The 20,783-nt window shown below is 29.6% G+C and carries 26 protein-coding genes; 18 read left to right on the top strand and 8 right to left on the bottom strand.

Annotated elements, in window-relative coordinates:
• The first annotated feature begins 115 nt into the window (after positions 1 to 115).
• The 9 genes from FBF02_RS04490 to kcuS all read left to right on the top strand — a co-directional run bounded on the left by FBF02_RS04490 (position 116) and on the right by kcuS (position 8,056).
• Positions 116 to 670 carry a chemotaxis protein CheB gene (locus FBF02_RS04490; RefSeq protein WP_002853263.1) on the top strand — a complete coding sequence of 185 codons (555 nt, stop codon included), beginning with the start codon at positions 116 to 118 and terminating at the stop codon, positions 668 to 670.
• A 15-nt stretch (positions 671 to 685) separates the two neighbouring features.
• A complete protein-coding gene (locus FBF02_RS04485) occupies positions 686 to 1,474 on the top strand; it encodes a CheR family methyltransferase (RefSeq protein WP_002853285.1) in 789 nt (262 codons plus the stop codon).
• Between the two features lie 135 nt (positions 1,475 to 1,609).
• The gene (locus tag FBF02_RS04480) at positions 1,610 to 2,338 is read left to right on the top strand and encodes an amino acid ABC transporter ATP-binding protein (protein WP_002853259.1); all 729 of its coding nucleotides are present in this window, start codon (positions 1,610 to 1,612) and stop codon (positions 2,336 to 2,338) included.
• A gap of 21 nt (positions 2,339 to 2,359) precedes the next feature.
• Positions 2,360 to 3,139, top strand: coding sequence for a bifunctional adhesin/ABC transporter aspartate/glutamate-binding protein PEB1a (peb1A, locus tag FBF02_RS04475; RefSeq protein ID WP_002853252.1), 780 nt, complete (start codon positions 2,360 to 2,362; stop codon positions 3,137 to 3,139).
• Between the two features lies 1 nt (position 3,140).
• Positions 3,141 to 3,893, top strand: coding sequence for an amino acid ABC transporter permease (locus FBF02_RS04470; RefSeq protein ID WP_002857960.1), 753 nt, complete (start codon positions 3,141 to 3,143; stop codon positions 3,891 to 3,893).
• Positions 3,894 to 3,903: 10 nt separating this feature from the next.
• A complete protein-coding gene (locus FBF02_RS04465; protein ID WP_002853290.1) occupies positions 3,904 to 4,563 on the top strand; it encodes an amino acid ABC transporter permease in 660 nt (219 codons plus the stop codon).
• A gap of 107 nt (positions 4,564 to 4,670) precedes the next feature.
• Positions 4,671 to 5,600: a ribose-phosphate pyrophosphokinase gene (locus tag FBF02_RS04460; protein WP_002853293.1), complete on the top strand. Its 930-nt coding sequence runs from the start codon at positions 4,671 to 4,673 to the stop codon at positions 5,598 to 5,600.
• Between the two features lie 166 nt (positions 5,601 to 5,766).
• Positions 5,767 to 7,878 carry a carbon starvation CstA family protein gene (locus tag FBF02_RS04455; protein ID WP_002858433.1) on the top strand — a complete coding sequence of 704 codons (2,112 nt, stop codon included), beginning with the start codon at positions 5,767 to 5,769 and terminating at the stop codon, positions 7,876 to 7,878.
• The gene (kcuS, locus tag FBF02_RS04450) at positions 7,859 to 8,056 is read left to right on the top strand and encodes a KCU-star family selenoprotein (protein WP_002867452.1); all 198 of its coding nucleotides are present in this window, start codon (positions 7,859 to 7,861) and stop codon (positions 8,054 to 8,056) included. Before FBF02_RS04455 ends, kcuS begins: the two co-directional genes overlap by 20 nt.
• A 39-nt stretch (positions 8,057 to 8,095) precedes the next feature.
• Here kcuS and FBF02_RS04445 read toward each other — a convergent pair whose 3' ends face one another.
• Positions 8,096 to 8,509, bottom strand: a complete 414-nt coding sequence (locus FBF02_RS04445; RefSeq protein ID WP_002853315.1) for an acyl-CoA thioesterase — start codon at positions 8,507 to 8,509, stop codon at positions 8,096 to 8,098.
• A 61-nt stretch (positions 8,510 to 8,570) separates the two neighbouring features.
• Here FBF02_RS04445 and ciaB point away from each other — a divergent pair, with 61 nt between their 5' ends.
• The 3 genes from ciaB (at position 8,571) to cysM (ending at position 11,827) form a co-directional block, all read left to right on the top strand.
• Complete coding sequence (gene ciaB / locus FBF02_RS04440) at positions 8,571 to 10,403, top strand: invasion protein CiaB (RefSeq protein WP_002858322.1); 1,833 nt, start codon at positions 8,571 to 8,573, stop codon at positions 10,401 to 10,403.
• A 101-nt stretch (positions 10,404 to 10,504) separates the two neighbouring features.
• Positions 10,505 to 10,801 (top strand): HU family DNA-binding protein, encoded by a 297-nt coding sequence (locus FBF02_RS04435; RefSeq protein WP_002859562.1) that lies wholly within the window; start codon positions 10,505 to 10,507, stop codon positions 10,799 to 10,801.
• A 126-nt stretch (positions 10,802 to 10,927) separates the two neighbouring features.
• Positions 10,928 to 11,827 carry a cysteine synthase B gene (gene cysM, locus FBF02_RS04430; protein WP_002858759.1) on the top strand — a complete coding sequence of 300 codons (900 nt, stop codon included), beginning with the start codon at positions 10,928 to 10,930 and terminating at the stop codon, positions 11,825 to 11,827.
• A gap of 6 nt (positions 11,828 to 11,833) precedes the next feature.
• Here cysM and FBF02_RS04425 read toward each other — a convergent pair whose 3' ends face one another.
• From FBF02_RS04425 to FBF02_RS04410, 4 genes are all read right to left on the bottom strand, one after another.
• Positions 11,834 to 12,394 carry an SCO family protein gene (locus tag FBF02_RS04425; protein ID WP_002852563.1) on the bottom strand — a complete coding sequence of 187 codons (561 nt, stop codon included), beginning with the start codon at positions 12,392 to 12,394 and terminating at the stop codon, positions 11,834 to 11,836.
• Positions 12,391 to 12,843, bottom strand: a complete 453-nt coding sequence (locus tag FBF02_RS04420) for a hypothetical protein (protein ID WP_002852445.1) — start codon at positions 12,841 to 12,843, stop codon at positions 12,391 to 12,393. Before FBF02_RS04420 ends, FBF02_RS04425 begins: the two co-directional genes overlap by 4 nt.
• 3 nt (positions 12,844 to 12,846) lie before the next feature.
• Positions 12,847 to 13,266 carry a copper chaperone PCu(A)C gene (locus tag FBF02_RS04415; RefSeq protein ID WP_002852580.1) on the bottom strand — a complete coding sequence of 140 codons (420 nt, stop codon included), beginning with the start codon at positions 13,264 to 13,266 and terminating at the stop codon, positions 12,847 to 12,849.
• A gap of 85 nt (positions 13,267 to 13,351) precedes the next feature.
• Entirely contained in the window at positions 13,352 to 13,822 is a 471-nt protein-coding gene (locus tag FBF02_RS04410) for a hypothetical protein (protein WP_002852438.1), read from the bottom strand.
• Between the two features lie 155 nt (positions 13,823 to 13,977).
• On the opposite strand from FBF02_RS04410, the gene FBF02_RS04405 reads away from it, so the two are divergent.
• The 4 genes from FBF02_RS04405 (at position 13,978) to FBF02_RS04390 (ending at position 17,982) form a co-directional block, all read left to right on the top strand.
• On the top strand, positions 13,978 to 14,955 hold the full coding sequence (locus tag FBF02_RS04405; RefSeq protein WP_002852494.1) for a murein L,D-transpeptidase family protein: 978 nt from the start codon (positions 13,978 to 13,980) through the stop codon (positions 14,953 to 14,955).
• On the top strand, positions 14,956 to 15,942 hold the full coding sequence (locus FBF02_RS04400) for an alanine racemase (RefSeq protein WP_002852617.1): 987 nt from the start codon (positions 14,956 to 14,958) through the stop codon (positions 15,940 to 15,942). It begins immediately after the preceding gene.
• 2 nt (positions 15,943 to 15,944) lie between these two features.
• On the top strand, positions 15,945 to 16,412 hold the full coding sequence (locus FBF02_RS04395) for a tRNA (cytidine(34)-2'-O)-methyltransferase (RefSeq protein ID WP_002852450.1): 468 nt from the start codon (positions 15,945 to 15,947) through the stop codon (positions 16,410 to 16,412).
• Between the two features lie 103 nt (positions 16,413 to 16,515).
• Entirely contained in the window at positions 16,516 to 17,982 is a 1,467-nt protein-coding gene (locus tag FBF02_RS04390) for a sodium:alanine symporter family protein (protein ID WP_002852570.1), read from the top strand.
• A 27-nt stretch (positions 17,983 to 18,009) separates the two neighbouring features.
• Here the strand turns inward: FBF02_RS04390 and FBF02_RS04385 are convergent, their stop codons facing one another.
• Positions 18,010 to 18,738 carry an amino acid ABC transporter ATP-binding protein gene (locus FBF02_RS04385; protein WP_002858785.1) on the bottom strand — a complete coding sequence of 243 codons (729 nt, stop codon included), beginning with the start codon at positions 18,736 to 18,738 and terminating at the stop codon, positions 18,010 to 18,012.
• Entirely contained in the window at positions 18,731 to 19,474 is a 744-nt protein-coding gene (locus FBF02_RS04380; protein WP_002856709.1) for an amino acid ABC transporter permease, read from the bottom strand. Before FBF02_RS04380 ends, FBF02_RS04385 begins: the two co-directional genes overlap by 8 nt.
• An 82-nt stretch (positions 19,475 to 19,556) precedes the next feature.
• On the opposite strand from FBF02_RS04380, the gene FBF02_RS04375 reads away from it, so the two are divergent.
• Both FBF02_RS04375 and FBF02_RS04370 read left to right on the top strand, forming a co-directional pair.
• A complete protein-coding gene (locus FBF02_RS04375; protein ID WP_010891894.1) occupies positions 19,557 to 19,736 on the top strand; it encodes a hypothetical protein in 180 nt (59 codons plus the stop codon).
• The gene (locus FBF02_RS04370) at positions 19,729 to 20,298 is read left to right on the top strand and encodes a DJ-1 family glyoxalase III (protein WP_002852508.1); all 570 of its coding nucleotides are present in this window, start codon (positions 19,729 to 19,731) and stop codon (positions 20,296 to 20,298) included. Before FBF02_RS04375 ends, FBF02_RS04370 begins: the two co-directional genes overlap by 8 nt.
• 29 nt (positions 20,299 to 20,327) lie before the next feature.
• On the opposite strand, the gene FBF02_RS04365 is transcribed toward FBF02_RS04370, so the two are convergent.
• On the bottom strand, positions 20,328 to 20,693 hold the full coding sequence (locus tag FBF02_RS04365) for a histidine triad nucleotide-binding protein (RefSeq protein ID WP_002852408.1): 366 nt from the start codon (positions 20,691 to 20,693) through the stop codon (positions 20,328 to 20,330).
• Positions 20,694 to 20,783 lie beyond the last annotated feature (90 nt).

Here is a 20,783-nt window from a genome sequence, read left to right as displayed (position 1 = left end):
TTAAATCATAAAAACAGCTTTTCTTTGTTTTAAAAATAAGCTTTATTTTTCTTTATATATGTTAGAATCATGTGACAAGAAAAATAAAATTTCAATAAATTAAGAGGAGAAGAAAGTGAAGCTCATACTCATAGGATCTTCAACAGGTGGTCCTAATCAGCTTAAATTTCTTTTAAAGGATATTGATGTAAAAAATACTTGTGTAGTTATAGCTCAGCACATGAGTGCCAGTTTTATTCCATCTTTTGTGGGGCAATTTAATAAAGAAGCTTTTAGTGAAGTGTGCTTATTGAACGATAAAGAGATATTAAGCAATAAAATTTATATTTGCCCTAAAAATACTATTTTATCTGGAAATTTAAATATTGTAGCCGCTTGGCAAGATGTGGCTTCAAGCTTTAAACCGAGTGTGGATTTACTTTTTCATTCCGCTGTTTCTTTGGCAAAAACAAATAAAATACTTGCTATTATTTTAACGGGCATGGGAGATGATGGCGCAAAAGGTTTATTTGAGCTTTATAAAACAGGAGTTAGATGTTTATGTGAGAATGAAGCAGATAGCGTCGTTTATGGTATGCCAAAAAGAGCAAAAGATATGAATCCGCATTTAAAACCTATGAGCTTAAAAGAAATTAAAAAAGAAATTGTAAATTTTATTGATCAGGATTAATAAAAGGAAAATTGCATGGAAAAAAAAATAACTCCTAGCGAATTGGAACTTAATGAATTTATAAAAATTATCAACGAAATGAGTGGTATTGATTTAACCGATAAAAAAAATATACTAGCTTTAAAGTTGAATAAATTTCTTGAAGGAACTAATACTAAAAATTTTTCCGAATTTTTGGGAAAATTAAAAAGCAATAGACAACTTAAACAAGAAACTTTAGATTTTGTAACCATAGGTGAAACTTATTTTTTAAGAGAATTGGCTCAATTGAAAGAAATAATTTATTATGCCAAAAGCTTAGAAAAGAGAGTAAATATCCTAAGCGCCCCTTGTTCAAGTGGAGAAGAAGTATATTCTTTGGCATTATTGGCTGCACAGAATTTTATTAAAGATATGTATATTTTAGGCGTTGATATTAATTCAAGTGTGATTGAAAAAGCAAAACTTGGAAAATATCAAGGAAGAACTTTACAGCGATTGAGCGAGAGTGAAAAAAGAAGGTTTTTTTTAGAAAGCGAAGATAAATTTTATACTATTAATAAAAATGAGCTTTGTACTTGTAAATTTGAACTTTGCAATGTTTTTGAAGAAAAATTTTCAAGATTGGGAAAATTTGATATTATAGCTTCTAGAAATATGATTATTTATTTTGATCATGAATCAAAACTAAAACTTATGGAGAGGTTTCATAGAATTTTAAATGATAAAGGAAGGCTTTATGTTGGCAATGCTGATTTAATTCCAGAGACTATTTATTTTAAAAAGATTTTCTCTCCAAGAGGTGTTTACTATGAAAAAGTATAAATTCTAAAAATTACTAAAAGTTACACTTTGGAAATTTATTAGTAAAAATAAGTTACATTTTGAAGTAGTTTTCTTTATTTAATGATAAAATAATTTCAATTAATTTTATATTTAGCTAAAAATAAAGGAAAAAACTTGATTGAATTAAAAAATGTAAACAAATACTACGGAACTCATCATGTTCTAAAGAATATTAATCTTTCTGTTAAAGAAGGTGAGAAGCTTGTTATTATAGGTCCAAGTGGAAGTGGAAAAAGTACAACTATCCGTTGCATGAATGGGCTTGAAGAAGTTAGTTCAGGAGAGGTCGTAGTTAACAATCTTGTTTTAAATCATAAAAATAAAATTGAAATTTGCCGAAAATATTGTGCAATGGTTTTTCAGCATTTTAATTTATATCCACATATGACGGTTTTGCAAAATTTGACCTTAGCTCCAATGAAACTTCAAAAAAAATCTAAAAAAGAAGCTGAAGAAACAGCTTTTAAGTATTTAAAAGTTGTAGGTTTGCTGGATAAAGCAAATGTTTATCCAGCAACCCTTTCAGGTGGACAACAACAACGCGTTGCTATAGCAAGATCACTTTGTACTAAAAAACCCTATATTTTATTTGATGAACCTACTTCAGCCCTTGATCCAGAAACCATACAAGAGGTTTTAGATGTAATGAAAGAAATTTCACATCAAAGCAATACTACCATGGTGGTTGTTACACACGAAATGGGTTTTGCAAAAGAAGTAGCAGATAGGATTATTTTTATGGAAGATGGTGCTATTGTGGAAGAAAATATTCCTAGTGAATTTTTCTCAAATCCAAAAACTGAAAGAGCGCGACTCTTTTTAGGGAAAATTCTTAAAAATTAACCAAAATTGAAAGGAGAAAAAATGGTTTTTAGAAAATCTTTGTTAAAGTTGGCAGTTTTTGCTCTAGGTGCTTGTGTTGCATTTAGCAATGCTAATGCAGCAGAAGGTAAACTTGAGTCTATTAAATCTAAAGGACAATTAATAGTTGGTGTTAAAAATGATGTTCCGCATTATGCTTTACTTGATCAAGCAACAGGTGAAATTAAAGGTTTCGAAGTAGATGTTGCCAAATTGCTAGCTAAAAGTATATTGGGTGATGATAAAAAAATAAAACTAGTTGCAGTTAATGCTAAAACAAGAGGCCCTTTGCTTGATAATGGTAGTGTAGATGCGGTGATAGCAACTTTTACTATTACTCCAGAGAGAAAAAGAATTTATAATTTCTCAGAGCCTTATTATCAAGATGCTATAGGGCTTTTGGTTTTAAAAGAAAAAAAATATAAATCTTTAGCTGATATGAAAGGTGCAAATATTGGAGTGGCTCAAGCTGCAACTACAAAAAAAGCTATAGGTGAAGCTGCTAAAAAAATTGGCATTGATGTTAAATTTAGTGAATTTCCTGATTATCCAAGTATAAAAGCTGCTTTAGATGCTAAAAGAGTTGATGCGTTTTCTGTAGACAAATCAATATTGTTAGGTTATGTGGATGATAAAAGTGAAATTTTGCCAGATAGTTTTGAACCACAAAGTTATGGTATTGTAACCAAAAAAGATGATCCAGCTTTTGCAAAATATGTTGATGATTTTGTAAAAGAACATAAAAATGAAATTGATGCTTTAGCGAAAAAATGGGGTTTATAATATGAATGAAAGTGTAGGTTTTGTTGAACATTTAAGACAAATTCTTACTTCTTGGGGTTTATATGATGAAAATAGTATAAGCCCTTTTGCGGTATGGAAATTTTTAGATGCTTTGGATAATAAAGATGCTTTTATTAATGGTTTTATTTATACTTTAGAAGTAAGCATTCTTGCTTTGCTTATAGCTACAATTTTTGGAACTATAGGCGGAGTTATGGCTACAAGTAGATTTAAAATTATCAGAGCCTACACTAGAATTTACGTAGAGCTTTTTCAAAATGTTCCTTTGGTAATACAAATTTTCTTTTTGTTTTATGCCTTGCCTGTTTTAGGTATAAGGCTTGATATATTTACTATTGGTGTATTGGGTGTTGGGGTGTATCACGGAGCTTATGTAAGCGAGGTGGTTAGAAGTGGAATTTTGGCTGTGCCAAGAGGTCAGTTTGAAGCTTCTGCGTCTCAAGGGTTTACTTATATTCAACAAATGCGTTATATTATAGTACCTCAAACCATTAGAATTATTTTACCACCGATGACAAATCAAATGGTAAATTTAATTAAAAATACCTCTGTATTGCTTATTGTAGGTGGAGCTGAGTTAATGCATTCTGCTGATAGTTATGCAGCTGATTATGGAAATTATGCGCCAGCTTATATATTTGCAGCGGTTTTATATTTTATAATTTGCTATCCTTTGGCTTATTTTGCAAAAGCTTATGAAAATAAATTAAAAAAAGCACATTTAACGAGATAAAGGGTTGTTAATGGAAAATGTTTTTAATGCGCAAAATATTGAATTTTTAATGCAAGGTTTATTTCTGACATTAAAAATAGCCTTGGCAACTTGTATTATTTCGATTGTTTTTGGAACTTTTTTAGCTATAACTAAAAATTATGGAGATAGATTAAGTAAATTTTTAGCAGCTTGCTATATAGATATTTTTAGAAATACTCCTTTATTGCTATGGATGCTCGCAGCTTGTTTTGTTTTGCCTGTATTTTTTGGACAATTTCCTCAAGCTTTTTGGGGTACTATAGGATTTTCACTTTATACGAGTTCGGTTATGGCTGAAATTATTAGAGGCGGATTAAATTCTATACCAAAAGGTCAGTTTGAAGCAGCTTATTCACAAGGTTTTGGTAAATTTTTTACTCTTTTTTATATTATTTTACCACAAACTTTTAGAAAAATAATACCTGCTTTATTATCTCAAATTGTAACCACTGTAAAGGATACAGCTTATTTAGCAGGTCTGGGTATAGCTGAACTTACTTATAATTCAAAAACTATATTGGCAAAACTAACAAGTTTTGAAGAAATTTTAGCGATGATAGGTGTTGTTGCGGGAATTTATTTTATAATATGTTTTTCACTTTCTATGTTGGTAAGATATTATGCCAAAAAGACAGCTTATATTTCTTAAAAAAGCTTATATTTTTATATAAGCTTTTTAAATTTACAGCAGTTTTTAACATTTTTTTTATTAAAATCTTTTGTATTAATTCATAATTTTATTGATTAAGGTTTTTTATGCGAGGTTATAAAATTTTTTCAGGCTCAGCTAATGTCGAATTTGCAAGACAAGTTTCTAAATATCTCTCCCTGCCTTTAAGTGATGCTGGAGTAAAGCGGTTTAGTGATGGAGAGATTAGCGTTCAAATTGATGAGAGTGTACGCGGAAAGGATGTTTTTATTATTCAAAGTACTTGCGCTCCTACAAACGATAATTTAATGGAACTTTTAATTCTTACAGATGCTTTGCGTCGCTCAAGTGCAAATTCAATTACGGCTATTATCCCATATTTTGGCTATGCGAGACAAGATAGAAAAGCAAATCCTAGAGTGCCAATTACTGCTAAACTTGTGGCTAATTTGATTCAAGCAGCTGGGATTGATCGCGTAGCTACGATAGATTTGCATGCAGGACAAATTCAGGGTTTTTTTGATATTCCAGTAGATAATCTTTATGGAAGTATAGTTTTTAATGATTACATTAAAGCCAAACATTTTAAAAATGCTATTATAGGAAGTCCAGATATAGGGGGTGTTGCAAGAGCTAGGAGTGTTGCAAAGCATTTAGGACTTGATATAGTTATAGTTGATAAGCGTCGTGAAAAAGCCAATGAAAGTGAAGTAATGAATATTATTGGAGATGTAAAAGATAAAGAAGTTATCTTAGTGGATGATATTATTGATACTGCTGGCACTATAGTTAAAGCCGCGGAAGCTTTAAAAGAAAAAGGTGCAAAATCTGTTATGGCTTGCTGTACTCATGCAGTTTTAAGTGGAAAAGCCTATGAGAGAATAGCAAGCGGAGTTTTAGATGAGCTTGTGGTAACAGATACTATACCTTTAAAAGAGCAATTACCAAATATTAAAGTATTAAGCGTTACACCTGTTTTTGCTGAAGTAATACGTCGTGTTTATCATAACGAAAGTGTAAATTCTCTCTTTATTTAGATTAAAAAAGCTTAAAGATTATTTTTAAGCTTTTCATTTTTATGCTACTTAAAGAAACAAAAAACATATATTTTTTTAAAAATGTGAAAAAACTAAACATCTTTCTATACAATTTAATCTATAAATCTGCTATTCTTTGAAAATATTTTATTTTCTTAGGAGAAATATGACTCAGTTAAGTACTAAAATTTTATGGTTGTTTGTTGCAGCTTTAGGCGCTATTTGTTTTGGTTATTTAGCTTTACAAAATGGCGAAAGTGTATCAGCGATTTATTTGGTGGTTGCTGCTGTATGTATTTATATGATAGGATATAGATTTTATGGGAGTTTTGTAGCTTATAAGGTTTTAGAACTTGATAAAAATCGTGCAACACCAGCACTTGTAGAAAATGATGGGCGTGATTTTGTGCCTACAAATAAAGCTGTATTATTTGGACATCATTTTGCTGCTATTGCAGGAGCAGGTCCATTAGTAGGACCTATCTTGGCCGCTCAAATGGGATATTTGCCTTCTATGCTTTGGATTTTAGTAGGAGGAGTTTTAGCGGGTGCTGTGCATGATTTTGTTGTTCTTTTTATATCTACTCGTAGAAAAGGTAGAAGTCTTGGCGAGATGATTAAGGATGAGATGGGTAAATTTACAGGTGGAGTTGCTATGGTGGCGATTTTTGGCATTATGCTTATTATTATTGCCATTTTAGCTATGGTGGTTGTAAAAGCTTTAGCAGAATCTCCATGGGGTTTATTTACTATCGCAATGACGATTCCTATAGCAATATTTATGGGAATTTATATGCGTTTTATCCGTCCAGGTAGAGTAGGGGAGGCTTCTATAATAGGTTTTGTGCTTTTAATTTTGGCTATTCATTATGGTAGCGTTATAGCTGCTGATCCTTATTGGGCTAAAATATTTACTTTAGAAGCTCCAACTTTGGCAATTGTTATGATGGCTTATGGTTTTATTGCTTCTGTTTTACCTGTGTGGTTTTTACTTGCTCCAAGAGATTATCTTTCAACTTTTTTGAAAATCGGTGTTATTGTGGTAATGGCTGTAGCTATTGTTTTGGTTGCTCCTGATTTACAAATGCCAAAAGCAAATACTCAGTATTTTGATGGAACAGGTCCAGTATTTGCAGGTGGAGTGTTTCCATTTTTATTTATTACCATTGCTTGTGGTGCGATCAGTGGTTTTCATGCTTTGATTTCTAGTGGAACTACTCCTAAAATGCTTGAAAACGAAACTCATACTTTGGCTGTTGGATATGGCTCTATGCTTGCTGAGAGTGCTGTGGCGATTATGGCTTTAATTTGTGCTTGTATTTTACATCCAGGTCTTTATTTTGCTATAAATTCAAGCTCTGCTTTGATAGGAACAGATGTTGTAAATGTAGCACAAACTATTTCAAGTTGGGGATTTAGTATTACTCCTGAAGAAATTACTACTTTAACCACAAATATAGGAGAGTATACTATACTTTCAAGAACAGGGGGAGCCCCGACTTTTGCTATAGGTGTAGCTTTGATCTTGCATGAACTTTTTGGCGGCGTGGATTTGATGGCTTTTTGGTATCATTTTGCTATATTGTTTGAAGCTTTATTTATTTTAACAGCGGTGGATGCTGGGACAAGGGCTTGTCGTTTTATGGTGCAAGATATATTGGGTAATGTTTATAAACCTTTAGGAGATATTCATAATTATCCAGCTGGACTTTTGGCTACGGCTTTAAGTGTTGCAGGTTGGGGATATTTTCTTTATCAAGGCGCCATTGATCCTAAGGGAGGAATTTATACACTTTGGCCTCTTTTTGGCGTGAGCAATCAAATGCTTGCGGGTATGGCTTTGCTTCTTGCTACAACTATACTTGTAAAAATGGACAAGGCAAGATATACTTGGGTTACTTTAGTACCTGCGGTATTTGTCTTAGTGGCAACTCTGTATGGAGGAATTCAAAAAATTATGCCTTATGAAGAAGGCAATAAAATAGCAAATGCGGTAAGTCATGTAGCCGCCGTTAGCATACAAAGTCAAAAAATTAAAGATTTAGAATTTAAATTAAATAATACTAAAGATGAAAAAGAAATTTCTACAATTAGAAAAGAAATTTCAATAGCCACTCAAAATAAAGTTGGAAATTTACTTAATGCAATTCTTTGTGTGTTCTTTATGATAGCTACCTTGCTTGTTATAATTTCTTGTATAGGAATTTGCTTAGGTAAAATTAAAATTCCTCTTAAAGAAACTAAGTATATTAAGATTGATGAATTTCAAAAAATTTAAGTATTATTATGAAAAAGCCGAAAGGTTTTTTCATCCCTTGGTGGGACTTTCTAGTTATGATAAGTATTTAGAACACATGAAACAAAAACATCCAGGAAAAATTCCAAAAACCAGAGGGGAATTTTTCAAAGAATGTCTAGATAAAAAATATAATAGTGGCGGTTTAAATAAATGCTGATAAGCTTAAAGGATAAAGTTTTATCATACAAAATAAGCTTTAAGCATTTAAAAAGCCATGAATTCTTTTAAGTTCTTCACTAATAGGATTTTTCTTTCCATCTCTTGTAACACTTACATAAGTTACTAAAGCCGAAGTTACATTAATGCAAGAAGTACAACCTTGAGAATCCACTCTTTGAGCTGTGACTTCTACTTCAACGCTGATTGAAGTGTTGCCCACATTTACAACTTTAGAGTAACAAGAAATTATATCGCCTATAAAAACAGGTTCTTTAAAAACTACTTTATCCATAGAGATGGTTACAACGCGTTCAGGAGAAAGTTCTCTTGCTGCGATAGCTCCTGCTAAATCGATTTGTGAAAGTATCCATCCGCCAAAAATATTTCCTGCTGGATTTGTGTCACTTGGCATAGCTACAATTTTTAATTTTGGTTCTCCCATATCTCTCATTTTTACTCCTTATTTTAAAAAATGAATTATAATTAAAAAAGTTAAAAAGGAGAATAAAAGTATGAATAATTTTAAAGAAATAGCTAAATTGGTTAGAAAATACAAAGAAAGAAATAATGCGTTATATGAGTTTTTAGACAAAGAAGATGTGGGCGAGTATTTTAGATCTTTGATTTCTTTAAGTGAGTTAAAACAAGATAAAACAACTATGCTAGCCATACTTAGGCGTTTGATTGATTTAAAAGAAGAAAATTTAGTTCAAGAGTGGAAAAAAAACAACTTTAAGGAAGATAAGATTATAGAGTTAAAACATAAGTTCTATGAAGAGGTTAGAAAGTTTTATGAAAAAGAACATCAAAATTTAATTAATGAAATAAAAGAGAAAAAACTTTTAAATAATTTTTATCAGTCCTTAATACAAGGAGTGCATAATATAGGTTTAATTATGAATATTTTTGAAATTTCTTGGACTAAAGAAATTATAGAAAAAAATAATAAAATTTTATCTACTCAATTTCCAAATTTAGATGATGCAATGGAATTTTTACGTAAAAATCATTTATATCAAAAAACTCCAGAAGGAGAAATTTGTGAGCGAAGCTATGGTGTTTTAGTTAGAATAGGAAATTTATGGAAATTTGTTCCTTATGCGAGATTTTTCGAGAATGAAATTTTAAAATTAGAATTTGCTTTTGAAAATATGATTGATCAGCTTAAAATATTTGCTAGCAGCGAAGAGGAAAAAGCTTATATAGAATATTTTGAAAAATTAAAATTAGCGTTTTGTGAAAAAGATGAAGATAGGGTTATAAAAGCTTGGCAAGAAGCTGAATTTGCTTGGATGAAAGTAAAATCACCTTTACAAGTGGGACATCCTTTAGAATATTATGAAGATAATTATACTCATGCGGTGGCATTAGAATGGGATATAAGAATAGAAGATGAAAATGATTTTGATGTTTTGAAATTTGGTAATGAAATTAAGGAAAGTTTTGAACATGTTTATAAAAATATAGGACTTGAAGATTGTGAATTAGAAAAAGAAGTTTTATCTAATATAGAAAAAACTCAACTTTATATTTGCACTCCGATGATATTTTATGGTGCTGAACTTAAAGGTTTATTCTCAGCTCAAGTCGTTCCAAATGATGAGTTTGTAAGTTCTAAGGCGGGCAAAAAAATATTTGCCTTTATAAATTTTGTATATGAAAATGCTAAAACAAAGCCTTTTATGAAAATTTCTAGCGAGGTTTTTGATAAAGAATTTTTGGATTTTGGAAGAAATATTTTATTTTATCAGGAAAAAATTTGGAAAAGGGTTTATGAAGTATCAACTATAGGCCATGAATTTGGTCATATATTTTTTATTGCTAATGATACCGAAAAAACAATGAATCAGAGTGGTTTTTTTAAAAATATAGAAGAATATAAAGCTACTACAGGTGGACTTATAAATTTCTTTTATCATGAACAAGATGACTTGATAATGCCTGTTTTTCATGAACTTATAAAAAGAGCTATTGGACTTATTTCTTGGCAAAGGGTTGATGAAGTTAGACCTTATTATACGGAAGGACTTATTCATCTTAGCTTGCTTTTTGAAAGCGAAGTATTGATTTTTGAAAATAATAATTTGAAGATAAATTTTGATTTAGGGTATTATGAAAAATTTAAAGAGCTAACTTTAAAAAATTATCATGAATTGGCAAAACACTATGCTTTAAGACTTGATGCAAAAGAGTTTTTAAGTAGATTTTGTGAAATTGAAGATAATATTTTTCTTCCTATTATGCCTAAGTGTAAAGAATTTGTTAAATTTTATTATGATTTATACGAGAAAATTGGTAATGAAATTGATAATAGTGGAGAATTTGAAAGATATAAGAAAAAATAATAAAGTTTTTTGAAAAAAACTTAAAAAAAGCTGTTTTTTACTTGATATTGTTTTTTAAATATGCTAAAATTAGGCGTTTCAATTAAAACAAAGGAGCTTTTATGACTAAAGCAGATTTCATTTCATTAGTTGCTCAAACAGCTGGGCTAACAAAAAAAGACGCTACTACTGCTACTGATGCAGTTATTTCTACTATTACTGATGTTTTAGCTAAAGGTGATAGCATCAGTTTTATTGGTTTTGGTACTTTTTCAACTCAAGAAAGAGCTGCTAGAGAAGCTAGAGTACCAAGCACAGGAAAAACAATCAAAGTTCCTGCTACAAGAGTTGCAAAATTTAAGGTAGGTAAAAACCTTAAAGAAGCTGTTGCAAAAGCAAGCGGCAAAAAGAAAAAATAAAACTTCGGCTAGATAAATTCTAGCCTTCTTTCTTAATTAATTCAGATATTTTGTATCTTTTATTTACTTTATTTTTTTAAACTTTTATAAAACTATCATTATTAAACAAAAAAGGATATTAAAATTATGAAAGTACATGAAAAAGTAAGTGAGCTTATAGGAAATACTCCTATTATACATTTGAAAAAATTTGGTATCAATGTTTTTGCTAAATGTGAATTTTTAAATCCTAGTCATTCTATAAAAGATAGAGCAGCTTTTGAAATGATTAAAGATGCTTTAGATAGTAAAAAAATTAATCAAGATACTACAATAGTTGAAGCAACTAGTGGAAATACTGGAATTTCTTTGGCTATGATTTGTGCAGATTTGGGACTTAAATTTATTGCTGTAATGCCCGAATCTATGAGTTTAGAAAGAAGAAAAATGATAACACTCTTTGGCGCTAGGTTAGAATTAACTCCTGCAAATTTAGGAATGAAAGGAGCGGTTGATAAAGCAAATGAAATATTATTAAATACTCCAAATTCTTTTATGGTTTCTCAATTTGAAAATATTTCAAATAAAAATGCGCATCGTAAGAATACGGCTTTAGAAATTTTAAGAGATTTGGATAATGAACTTGATATTTTTGTAGCTGGTTTTGGAACTGGCGGTACTATTAGTGGAGTTGGGGAAATACTAAAAGAAAAATTAGAAAAAGTGCATATTGTTGGAGTCGAGCCTCTAAATTCTCCATTGCTTAGCAAAGGTGAAGCGGGAAGCCATAAAATACAAGGAATAGGGGCGAATTTTATACCTGCTATTTTAAATAAAGAAGTTATAGATGAAGTGATCACAGTAAGTAATGAAGATGCTATAAATACAGCCAAAGAACTTGCCAAAAGTGGTTTAATGGTAGGTATATCAAGTGGAGCAAATGTATTTGCCGCAAGTATGCTAGCAAAGAAATTTCCAGATAAAAGAATTTTAACTATGCTAAACGATACGGCTGAAAGATACCTCTCAACCGATCTTTTTGCTTAAGTATAATTATTGAGAATTTAGAAAAATTCTAAGTTCTCTTAAAATTTCTTGTGGATTTAAATCGTTAATTTCTTTATAAAAATGACCTTTTTCATCAATAAGATAAAGCATATTGCTATGTGCTATAGAATAACCCATAAAAGAATCATTTAGATCTATTTTTTGATATTGAACATTATATTGTTTTGTTATTTTTTGAAGAGTTTTTTCATCTTTTGCAATTAAGGCATCTGCTTTTGGGTAAAAGTATCGTAACCATTCGTTTGTATTGCTTAAGTTATTATCTCTATTTGGATCTAAAGAAATAAAAAGAAGGTGAGCCTTAGGATTATTGATTTGCTTTAAGGCTTTGCCTACTAAACTAAGAGTTGCCGGACAAACATCAGGGCAATAAGTATATCCAAAATAGATAATAAGCTTATCTCCTTTAAAATCTTTTAGGGTGGTTTCCTCTTTTAAGTCTGATTTTAAGATAAAATCATAAGAATTTTGATGATTTTTAATAAAAAATATTACACCTAAAATAATGGCAACTATAACTATAAACAAAATAATATTTTTTTTCATTTTTTTAGCTCAAAATCAAAATAAAACCCTATGGGTTTATTATTATCCATAAATTCTACCCTGAAACGCATAGTATCTAAAACGCAAGCAGCAAGAACTATTTTACTTTCATAGTCTGTTGAATTTAATCGATGTATTTTAGGTTTAATTTCGCCCATATACATATTTAATCCATAAATTTTAATTCCTAAGTTGTTATAATTTCCTAGATTTACAATCTTTAGATTTGTAACATCTAAAGATTGTAAGGGTTTGGGATTTAGGGAAATTAAGACTTTTTTATTGTTAAAACTATATGTGCAGTCTTTAACATTAAGATCGCAAGTCAATGGGGTAGAAAAATCAGTTTTTGTTATTTTTTGAGAATCTTTTATTACATAAAAATCAAAAATAATATATAAAATAGCAATAACAAAAGCAAAAGCTAGGATAAAAATAATTTTTCTCATTAATTAAAATTCTTTAGAATCAATATTTTTTAACTCTATGGTTTTGTGATTATTAAATTTTAAATCTAAATTTACCTTCGTGTCTTTAATAATAGGTTTTTTTAGTTTTAAAAGCATTATATGGTAACCTCCAGATTTAAGCTCTGTGCTTGAATGAGCTTTTATAATAATTTCAGGAATTTTTTGCATCATCATTTTTCCATCTTTATGTATATGTGTATGCAGTTCACTGACTTCACTGATATCGCTTTTGGCACTTATTAGAGCAATATCCTTATTAGTATTATTAAAAATAGTAAGAAAAATAGCACTATTTTGCGCATGAGGTGGAGTTTGTTTTACAAAGGCATTTTTTACCTCTATATCATTAACAGCCCAAAGATTTACAGCAAAAAGAGCACCTAAGAGAAGAATTTTTTTCATATTGTATCCTTATTTTTATAATATTAAATATTTGTTCATTATATCAAAAAATATTTTTATTTGAATATAAAATTTTGAAAATTTTTCAATGTGTGTTACCTGTTTGAAAATTTTTTTGCATAGTAACATCAAAATCAAAGAAAAAACCAGTTGGAGCATTATTGTTTAAAAATTCAACCCTAAATCTAGAATCATCGGTAATGCTTCTACCTATAAAATTTATAAGAATATCACCATTAACTATATTAAATTTAGGAATGATATCGCCTATATAGGAATTTAAACTATAAATTTTAATCTTTAAATTAGAATAATGAGGAAAATTCTTAATTTTTATAGTAGTTTTATTGAAAATTTTTATAGGTTTTGGGTAGGCTGAAACTTCAATATTTTTTTTATTAAAAGAAAAAACACAATCTTGTAAATTTAAGTCACAAGTTAGAGGTTGGCATGTATTTAAGCTAAATATACTTTCTTTCTTTTTATCATATAATGTATAAAAAGCTAAAAACAAAATGCCTAAAAAAGACATTCCTATAAAAAAATTTCTTATCATTATAGACAACCTTTTAAAACAAGCCTTTATGATTTGTAAAAATTATATCATAAATAAGGCTGCATTGTTAATATAATTAATATTTTTTAAGAAAAAAAATATTATAATCACAAACATTTTTGACTTAAAAAATTTGAAATACCTAAGGAAAAACATTGTTAAAACGACTTGCTTTATTAATTGCACTTTCTTCATTGATGTTGCATGCCTCAGATCTTGTTAAAATTTATCTTAATCAAGGATTAGATGCTGTTGGTGTAGCGATTGAAAAAGAATTAACTCAAAAGGATTTTTGGTTAAGTGAAATAGGAGATAAAAATATTTCACTTGGATACTATGATGATAATGTTGCTATCGTGCTTACAAATAAAACAGATAAAATTCTCCGTGTTTATTCTTACGAGGACGGAAAAATAAGAAAAGATTTTGAACAAAAAGAAATAATAACTGGATTAATGGGTGATAAAAAAATAGAAGGAGATTTGAAAACTCCAGTAGGTTTTTATGAGTTAGGCCGTAAGTTTAATCCAGGTGATCCTTATTATGGTCCCTTTGCTTTTGCCACAACTTATCCAAATTTACTTGATAAAGTACAAGGAAAAACAGGTGGTGGTATTTGGATCCATGGCTATCCTTTAGATGGTTCTAGACTTGATGAATTTAAAACAAGAGGGTGTATTGCTTTATTTAATAATAATTTGGAGAAATTTGCAAAAGTTGTGCAAGATAAAAAAGTTTTTGTTATGACAGAAGAAAAAGAAAAAATTAGAGCTAAAAAGGATCAAATCGCTAGTTTATTGGCTGATCTTTTTACATGGAAACTAGCTTGGACAAATAGTGACACTAATGCCTATTTAAGTTTTTATGATGAGCAAGAATTTAAACGTTTTGATAAAATGAAATTTGAACAGTTTGCTTCCATGAAAAAATCTATTTTTTCTCGTAAAGAAGATAAAAAGATTAAATTTTCAGATATTAATATCAGCCCTTATCCGAATTTAGAAAATGAAACTATGTATAGAATTTCATTTTATGAGGATTATTACACTAAAAACTATCGGTTTAGAGGCGATAAAATTTTATACGTTAAGATAGATAGTAAAGGTAAAATGAAAATTTTAGCAGAGCAATAAATGTCTTTAATAAAAATTGATCAAAAAGCTTATGAATACAATTTAAGACATATTGCTAAAAAAATAGGGAGTTTTCAAAGATTAATTTGTGTTTTTAAAGATAATGCATATGGACATGGAGCTAAGCTTTTAGCTCCATTAGCCAAAAATTTAGGAGTTTCTTTTGTTGCTGTTAAGAGTGAAGAAGAAGCTCGAGAAATCGAAGAATTTTTTGAGAATATATTAATACTATCACATCGTCCTCATGGTAATGAAAATTCTCGATTTATTTATGCTTTAAATGACATTTCTCAAGTAAAAAATTACAAGCAAGATATAAAAATACATCTAAAAATAGATACAGGCATGCATCGCAATGGAATTTGTGTAGAAAATTTAGAGCATGCTATAAATCTTATTCAAGGTAGTGATTTAAAACTTACTGGAATGTTTACACATTTTGCTAGTGCAGATGAAATGGATGGAAGTTTTTTTGTTCAAAAAGAAAATTTTCAAAAAGCTAAAAAGATAGTAAAAAAATATTTTTCAAATTTATTATTTCATTCGTATAATTCTGCAGCATTATTTAGAGGGAAAATTCCTGAAGATGAATATTGTAGAGTTGGGCTTGTTCAATTTGGATATGGGGATTCAAATTTAAAAAGAGTTTTAAGTTTGTATGCTCATAGATTAAGTCAAAGGATTTTACAAAAAGGACAGAGCATAGGATATGGAGGCATTTTTACTGCTGCAAAGGATATGGAAGTAGCAACTTATGATTTGGGTTATGCTGATGGTCTTTTTCGCTACAATGGAAGGGGGGAGTTAGTGCTTGGAAATGGAAAAGCAATGCTTGGAAAGATGTCAATGGATAGTTTTTCTTGTGAAAATTCTGGTGAGGAAATTTGCGTGTTTAAAGATGCTGATATTTGGGCTGATTTTTTTCATACTATTAACTATGAAATTTTAGTAAAATTAAATCCTAATATTCAAAGAGTTCTAGTATAAATATGTTTAATATAGTTTTAGTTCACCCTAGAATACCGCAAAATACAGGTAGTATAGGTAGAATGTGCTTTAATGCTGGTTTTAAACTTCATATTGTTAAACCAATTGTTTTTGATATTTCACAAAAGGCTGTTAGAAGGGCAGGACTTGATTACTGGGATAAATTAGAGCCTATTATTTGGGAGAATCTTGAAGAATTTTTGAATGAAAATATGATTTATAAAAATCGCTTTTTTTTCGCAACAACTAAGAGTCAAAAAGCTTATTTTGATGCAGAATTTCAAAAAAATGATTTCTTATTCTTTGGAAGTGAGAGTTATGGTTTGCCTATGGAATTAATGCAATTAAATTGGGAAAATGCTATAACTATACCTATGAAATCTTATGGAAGAAGTTTAAATTTAGCCACAAGCGTTGGTATAATCTCTTATGAAGCTTTAAGACAAAATTTTAGAAATTTTGCTTCTTAAAAGTTTCAAATTTACACAATAGCTTAAAACAAATAAAATCATAAAGTCCTTTTTATAAAAATTATGTTAAAGTAAAATTTAGATTATTTTTTGAGGAGTTTAGATGAATTTAGATATTATGCTAGATTTTGCCAATAAAGCGTCTGATATTATAGCTAATAAGATTGTCCCAAATACAGACATTATTATGGTAGTTTTACTTATTGTTTGTGGGCTTTATTATAGTTTTTTAACTCGCTTTGTTCAGTTTCGTATGTTGAGTTCTGTATTTAAAATTCTTACAGAAAAAAACGAAGGACACGCTAAAGAACATATTTCACCTTTTCAAGCATTAATGATCTCAACTGCTTCTAGAGTTGGTATAGGAAATATTGCTGGAATTTCTTTGGCATTGGCTACAGGTGGAGCTGGTGCTTTATTTTGGATGTGGGTTATGGCATTTTTTGGTGGTGCCTCAGCATTTGCTGAAAGTACCTTAGCTCAAGTTTACAAATCAAAAGATGATACAGGCGGGTTTAAAGGTGGTCCAGCTTATTATATAAAAAAAGCCTTAGGCTCACATTTTTTTGGAGCTTTTTTTGCTTTTATTCTTATTATTACTTATGCTTATGGATTTAATGGACTTCAAAGTCAAACAATGACTTCGTCTTTTAAAGTTTATTATGATATGTTTAATCCAAATGCTGCTGTAGATTTTGCATCAAGTTCTTGGCCAATGATTATTGGTATTGTTTTAACTATTTTTGGTGCATGGATGTTTTTTTCTCACCATACTAAAATAGGTAAAATTAGTTCTTTAATTGTTCCTTTTATGGCTTTAGCTTATGTTTTACTTGCCGTGATTGCTGTTTTAATGAATTTTGATAAAATTCCTTCTGTGATTCATATGATTTTACAAAGTGCTTTTGATTTTAAAGCGATTTTTGGTGGTTTTGCTGGTTCTGCTTTGGTTATAGGGATTAAAAGAGGACTTTTTTCAAATGAAGCGGGTATGGGCTCGGCACCTAATGCAGCTGCAGCAGCTTTGACAAGTCATCCAGCTAAACAAGGTGTTATACAAGCCTTTTCAGTTTTAATTGATGTTGTTGTTTGTACAAGTTCTGGATTTTTAGTTCTTTTTTCTATGGCATATTTAGGACTTGGAGAAAATAAAATTGATGGTGGAATGCCTTTAGTTCAAGAAGCTATGCGTGAGTATTACGGTAGCTTTGGAATCCATTTTATTACTATAGCTATTGTTCTTTTTGCAATAACTTCTTTAATAGGAAATTATTATTATGCTCAAGCTAATGTTAAATATTTAACAAATTCCAAATTTGTAATGAATTTGTTTAGAATTACAGCTGTGGCTATGATTTTTATAGGCTCGCAAATGAATTTAAAACTTGCTTGGAATTTGGCTGATTTGACTATGGCTTTCATGGCAACGACAAATATTATATCTTTATTGCTTTTAGGTGGTATAGTAAATAAAGTTTTAAAAGATTTTAATACGCAACAAAAATCTGGTATAGATCCTAAATTTAATGCTAGCAAACTTGGAATTAAAAACGCTGAATGTTGGGATTAAAATTCATAAGCCTTAGTGGCTTATGAATTAATGATTTAAAACCTTGTTTAAAAATTCTCTCAATCTTTCATTGCTAGGATTTTCAAATACTTCTTTAGGGCTTGCATCAACAGCAATTTTTCCTTTATCCATAAAAAATATACGATTGGCAACATTTCTAGCAAAGCCCATTTCATGAGTTACTACAAGCATAGTTAAACCTTCTTTTGCAACATCTTTCATAATGCTTAGAACCTCGCCTATCATTTCAGGATCTAGAGCTGAAGTAGGTTCATCAAATAAAATAACATCAGGATTCATCATCAAGCTTCTAGCAATAGCTATGCGTTGTTTTTGTCCACCAGAGAGCTTATGGGGCATTATATTTTCTTTGTCTGCTAAACCCACCTTAGCAAGAAGTAATTTTGCTTTTTTTATGGCTTCTTCTTGACTTAAAATTCCTGTTTTAATTGGTGTTAAACATAAATTTTCCATAACATTTTTATTAGCAAAAAGATTAAAATGCTGAAATACCATGCTAACTTTTTGCCTGATCTTATTAATATCAATTTCTTTATCAAGTATGTTTTGCTTATTGATTAAAATTTCCCCACTATCAGCTAGTTCTAAGCGATTGATGCAGCGTAAAAATGTACTTTTTCCGCCTCCACTTGGACCTATGATAGCTATTACATCGCCTTTTGAGATTGTAGTGTTAATATTTTTTAAAACTTCTAATTCTCCATATTTTTTTTGTAAATTTTTAACTTCAATCATTTTTATTCATCCTAAGTTCAAGTTTTTTTGCAAAATAACTAAAAATTTTTACACTTACATAATAAACAAGTCCAGTGAAAATAATAGGCTTTGGATTGTAAAGTACGGCTTGCAAGCTTTGACTTTGCATGGTAATATCAATAACACTAATAAATCCTACAACAGAAGTTTCCTTAAATAAAGAAATAAATTCATTAGCTAATGCAGGTAGAATGTTTTTAGTAGCCTGAGGAAGAATAATTTCTTTCATTGAAGTTTTGTAATCAAGTCCCATTGCTCTTGCAGCTTCCATTTGTCCTTTATCTACACTATTAATGCCACTTCTTACAATTTCTGCTATATAAGCCGAGCTATTAAGTCCTAGTGCAAGAATGGCTGCATAAAGGTTGTCTATAAAAGTAAAAATTACAAAAGCAAAAATCATCAATTGTAAAATTACCGGTGTTCCTCGTATAATGTCTATATATTCATCTATAATAAAATTAAGTGTTTTAAATTTAGAGAAGCGTAAAATAGCTAAGCTAAAACCAATAATCACTCCGATAATAACAGCACAAGCAGTTAATAAAAGCGTAATAAGATAACTTTTTAAATAAGCTTTTGCATTTTCTGTATAGCCATAGCTTGCAACTCCACTAGGATCTTGAATTTTTAATATTTCTATCGGGAAAGAAAAATAGCCCCATAAAATAATAATAACAAAAAAAACAAAAATTCTTATATTTTTCTGATTCAATTTGTAAACCTTTTCAGAGAAATTATTTAAAAAAAGATTTTATAGAAATATCTTTGAATTTTCTCTAAAGATTTAAAAAAATGTGTTAGAATTTCCCAAAAATAAGGTTGTATTTATGGAAATTTTAGATTTCATTCTAATAGTTATTTTTGTGTTTTTAATGATTGTTTTGGTTATAGGTTTCAATCATCAAATGATGCAAAAAAACAAAGAAAGAGAAGAAAGATTTAAAAAATATAAAAAAGGAGAACAAAATGAGTAAAAAAGTATTAATTCCATTGGCTCAAGGTTTTGAAGAAGCTGAATTTATAGGAATTGCGGATGTTTTAAAACGAGCAAAAGAATTAAATCCAGATTTGGAAGTTGTTATAGCTTCGTTAAACAGTGAGTTATTGGTAAAAGGTGCTAATAGCATTAGTATAAAAGCAGATTGTTCTATAGAGGATGTTGATATAGAAAATTTAGATGCTATTGCTTTGGCGGGTGGCTTTGAAGGTATGATGAATCTTAAGAATTCAAATGTTATTTTAAATATCATTAAACAACTTCATAGCAAAAATAAAATTGTTGCCGCAATCTGTGCTTCTCCTATAGTTTTAAATGAAGCAGGTGTTTTAGAGGGCGAGTTTGCTTGTTATCCTAGTTGTGAAGTTGGACTTAATGGAAATCGTGTTAACAAGGCTGTAGTTGTAAATAAAAATGTTATAACTTCAGCAGGTCCAGCTACGGCAATTCTTTTTGGTTTAGAACTAGCTAAAAAGTTATGCGGTGATGAAATTTATCAAAAATTATACGAGGGAATGTTGCTACCTTTGACAAAATAGTTTAAATGGTAGTTTTTCTACCATTTAAATTAAAATAAAGCTTGAGGATTTTCTTTTTTAGTTTTTTCCTTAGGCAGTTCAAAACCTCCAAGCATATGAAAATGCAAATGAAAAACTTCTTGTCCACTATTTTTTCCACAGTTTGTTACCAAGCGATATCCACTTTTATCTACACCTAAAAGAACAGCTAATTCTTGTATGAAACTTGTCATTTTGGCCATAAGTTCAGGATCAAATTCTTGAAAGTCTTTAAAATATTTTTTAGGGATTATAAGTATATGTATGGGTGCTTTGGGTGCAATATCATGAAATGCTAGAAAATCGTCACTTTCAAGCACTTTATTGCATGGAAGTTTACCTTCAACTATGAGTTCAAAAATTGTTTTTTCTTGCATTATTTATCCTTTTTTATTGTTGGTTTGATACAATTATATCTTTAAAGTTTGGTTTTTATGCTGAATTTAAAATAGTTTTTAATAGAATTA

It is taken from the genome of Campylobacter sp. CFSAN093226, assembly GCF_012897595.1.
Taxonomy (GTDB): Bacteria; Campylobacterota; Campylobacteria; order Campylobacterales; family Campylobacteraceae; genus Campylobacter_D; species Campylobacter_D jejuni.
Note: the sequence above shows the minus strand (reverse complement) of the source record. Positions and strands in the feature narration are given on the sequence as shown.

Coding starts and splice junctions, on each gene's coding strand:
- FBF02_RS04485 (WP_002853285.1), top strand. CDS start 686: ATGGAAAAAAAAATAACTCCTAGCGAATTGGAACTTAATGAATTTATA.
- peb1A (WP_002853252.1), top strand. CDS start 2,360: ATGGTTTTTAGAAAATCTTTGTTAAAGTTGGCAGTTTTTGCTCTAGGT.
- FBF02_RS04470 (WP_002857960.1), top strand. CDS start 3,141: ATGAATGAAAGTGTAGGTTTTGTTGAACATTTAAGACAAATTCTTACT.
- FBF02_RS04465 (WP_002853290.1), top strand. CDS start 3,904: ATGGAAAATGTTTTTAATGCGCAAAATATTGAATTTTTAATGCAAGGT.
- FBF02_RS04460 (WP_002853293.1), top strand. CDS start 4,671: ATGCGAGGTTATAAAATTTTTTCAGGCTCAGCTAATGTCGAATTTGCA.
- FBF02_RS04455 (WP_002858433.1), top strand. CDS start 5,767: ATGACTCAGTTAAGTACTAAAATTTTATGGTTGTTTGTTGCAGCTTTA.
- kcuS (WP_002867452.1), top strand. CDS start 7,859: ATGAATTTCAAAAAATTTAAGTATTATTATGAAAAAGCCGAAAGGTTT.
- FBF02_RS04445 (WP_002853315.1), bottom strand. CDS start 8,509: ATGAGAGATATGGGAGAACCAAAATTAAAAATTGTAGCTATGCCAAGT.
- ciaB (WP_002858322.1), top strand. CDS start 8,571: ATGAATAATTTTAAAGAAATAGCTAAATTGGTTAGAAAATACAAAGAA.
- FBF02_RS04435 (WP_002859562.1), top strand. CDS start 10,505: ATGACTAAAGCAGATTTCATTTCATTAGTTGCTCAAACAGCTGGGCTA.
- cysM (WP_002858759.1), top strand. CDS start 10,928: ATGAAAGTACATGAAAAAGTAAGTGAGCTTATAGGAAATACTCCTATT.
- FBF02_RS04425 (WP_002852563.1), bottom strand. CDS start 12,394: ATGAAAAAAAATATTATTTTGTTTATAGTTATAGTTGCCATTATTTTA.
- FBF02_RS04420 (WP_002852445.1), bottom strand. CDS start 12,843: ATGAGAAAAATTATTTTTATCCTAGCTTTTGCTTTTGTTATTGCTATT.
- FBF02_RS04415 (WP_002852580.1), bottom strand. CDS start 13,266: ATGAAAAAAATTCTTCTCTTAGGTGCTCTTTTTGCTGTAAATCTTTGG.
- FBF02_RS04410 (WP_002852438.1), bottom strand. CDS start 13,822: ATGATAAGAAATTTTTTTATAGGAATGTCTTTTTTAGGCATTTTGTTT.
- FBF02_RS04400 (WP_002852617.1), top strand. CDS start 14,956: ATGTCTTTAATAAAAATTGATCAAAAAGCTTATGAATACAATTTAAGA.
- FBF02_RS04395 (WP_002852450.1), top strand. CDS start 15,945: ATGTTTAATATAGTTTTAGTTCACCCTAGAATACCGCAAAATACAGGT.
- FBF02_RS04390 (WP_002852570.1), top strand. CDS start 16,516: ATGAATTTAGATATTATGCTAGATTTTGCCAATAAAGCGTCTGATATT.
- FBF02_RS04385 (WP_002858785.1), bottom strand. CDS start 18,738: ATGATTGAAGTTAAAAATTTACAAAAAAAATATGGAGAATTAGAAGTT.
- FBF02_RS04370 (WP_002852508.1), top strand. CDS start 19,729: ATGAGTAAAAAAGTATTAATTCCATTGGCTCAAGGTTTTGAAGAAGCT.
- FBF02_RS04365 (WP_002852408.1), bottom strand. CDS start 20,693: ATGCAAGAAAAAACAATTTTTGAACTCATAGTTGAAGGTAAACTTCCA.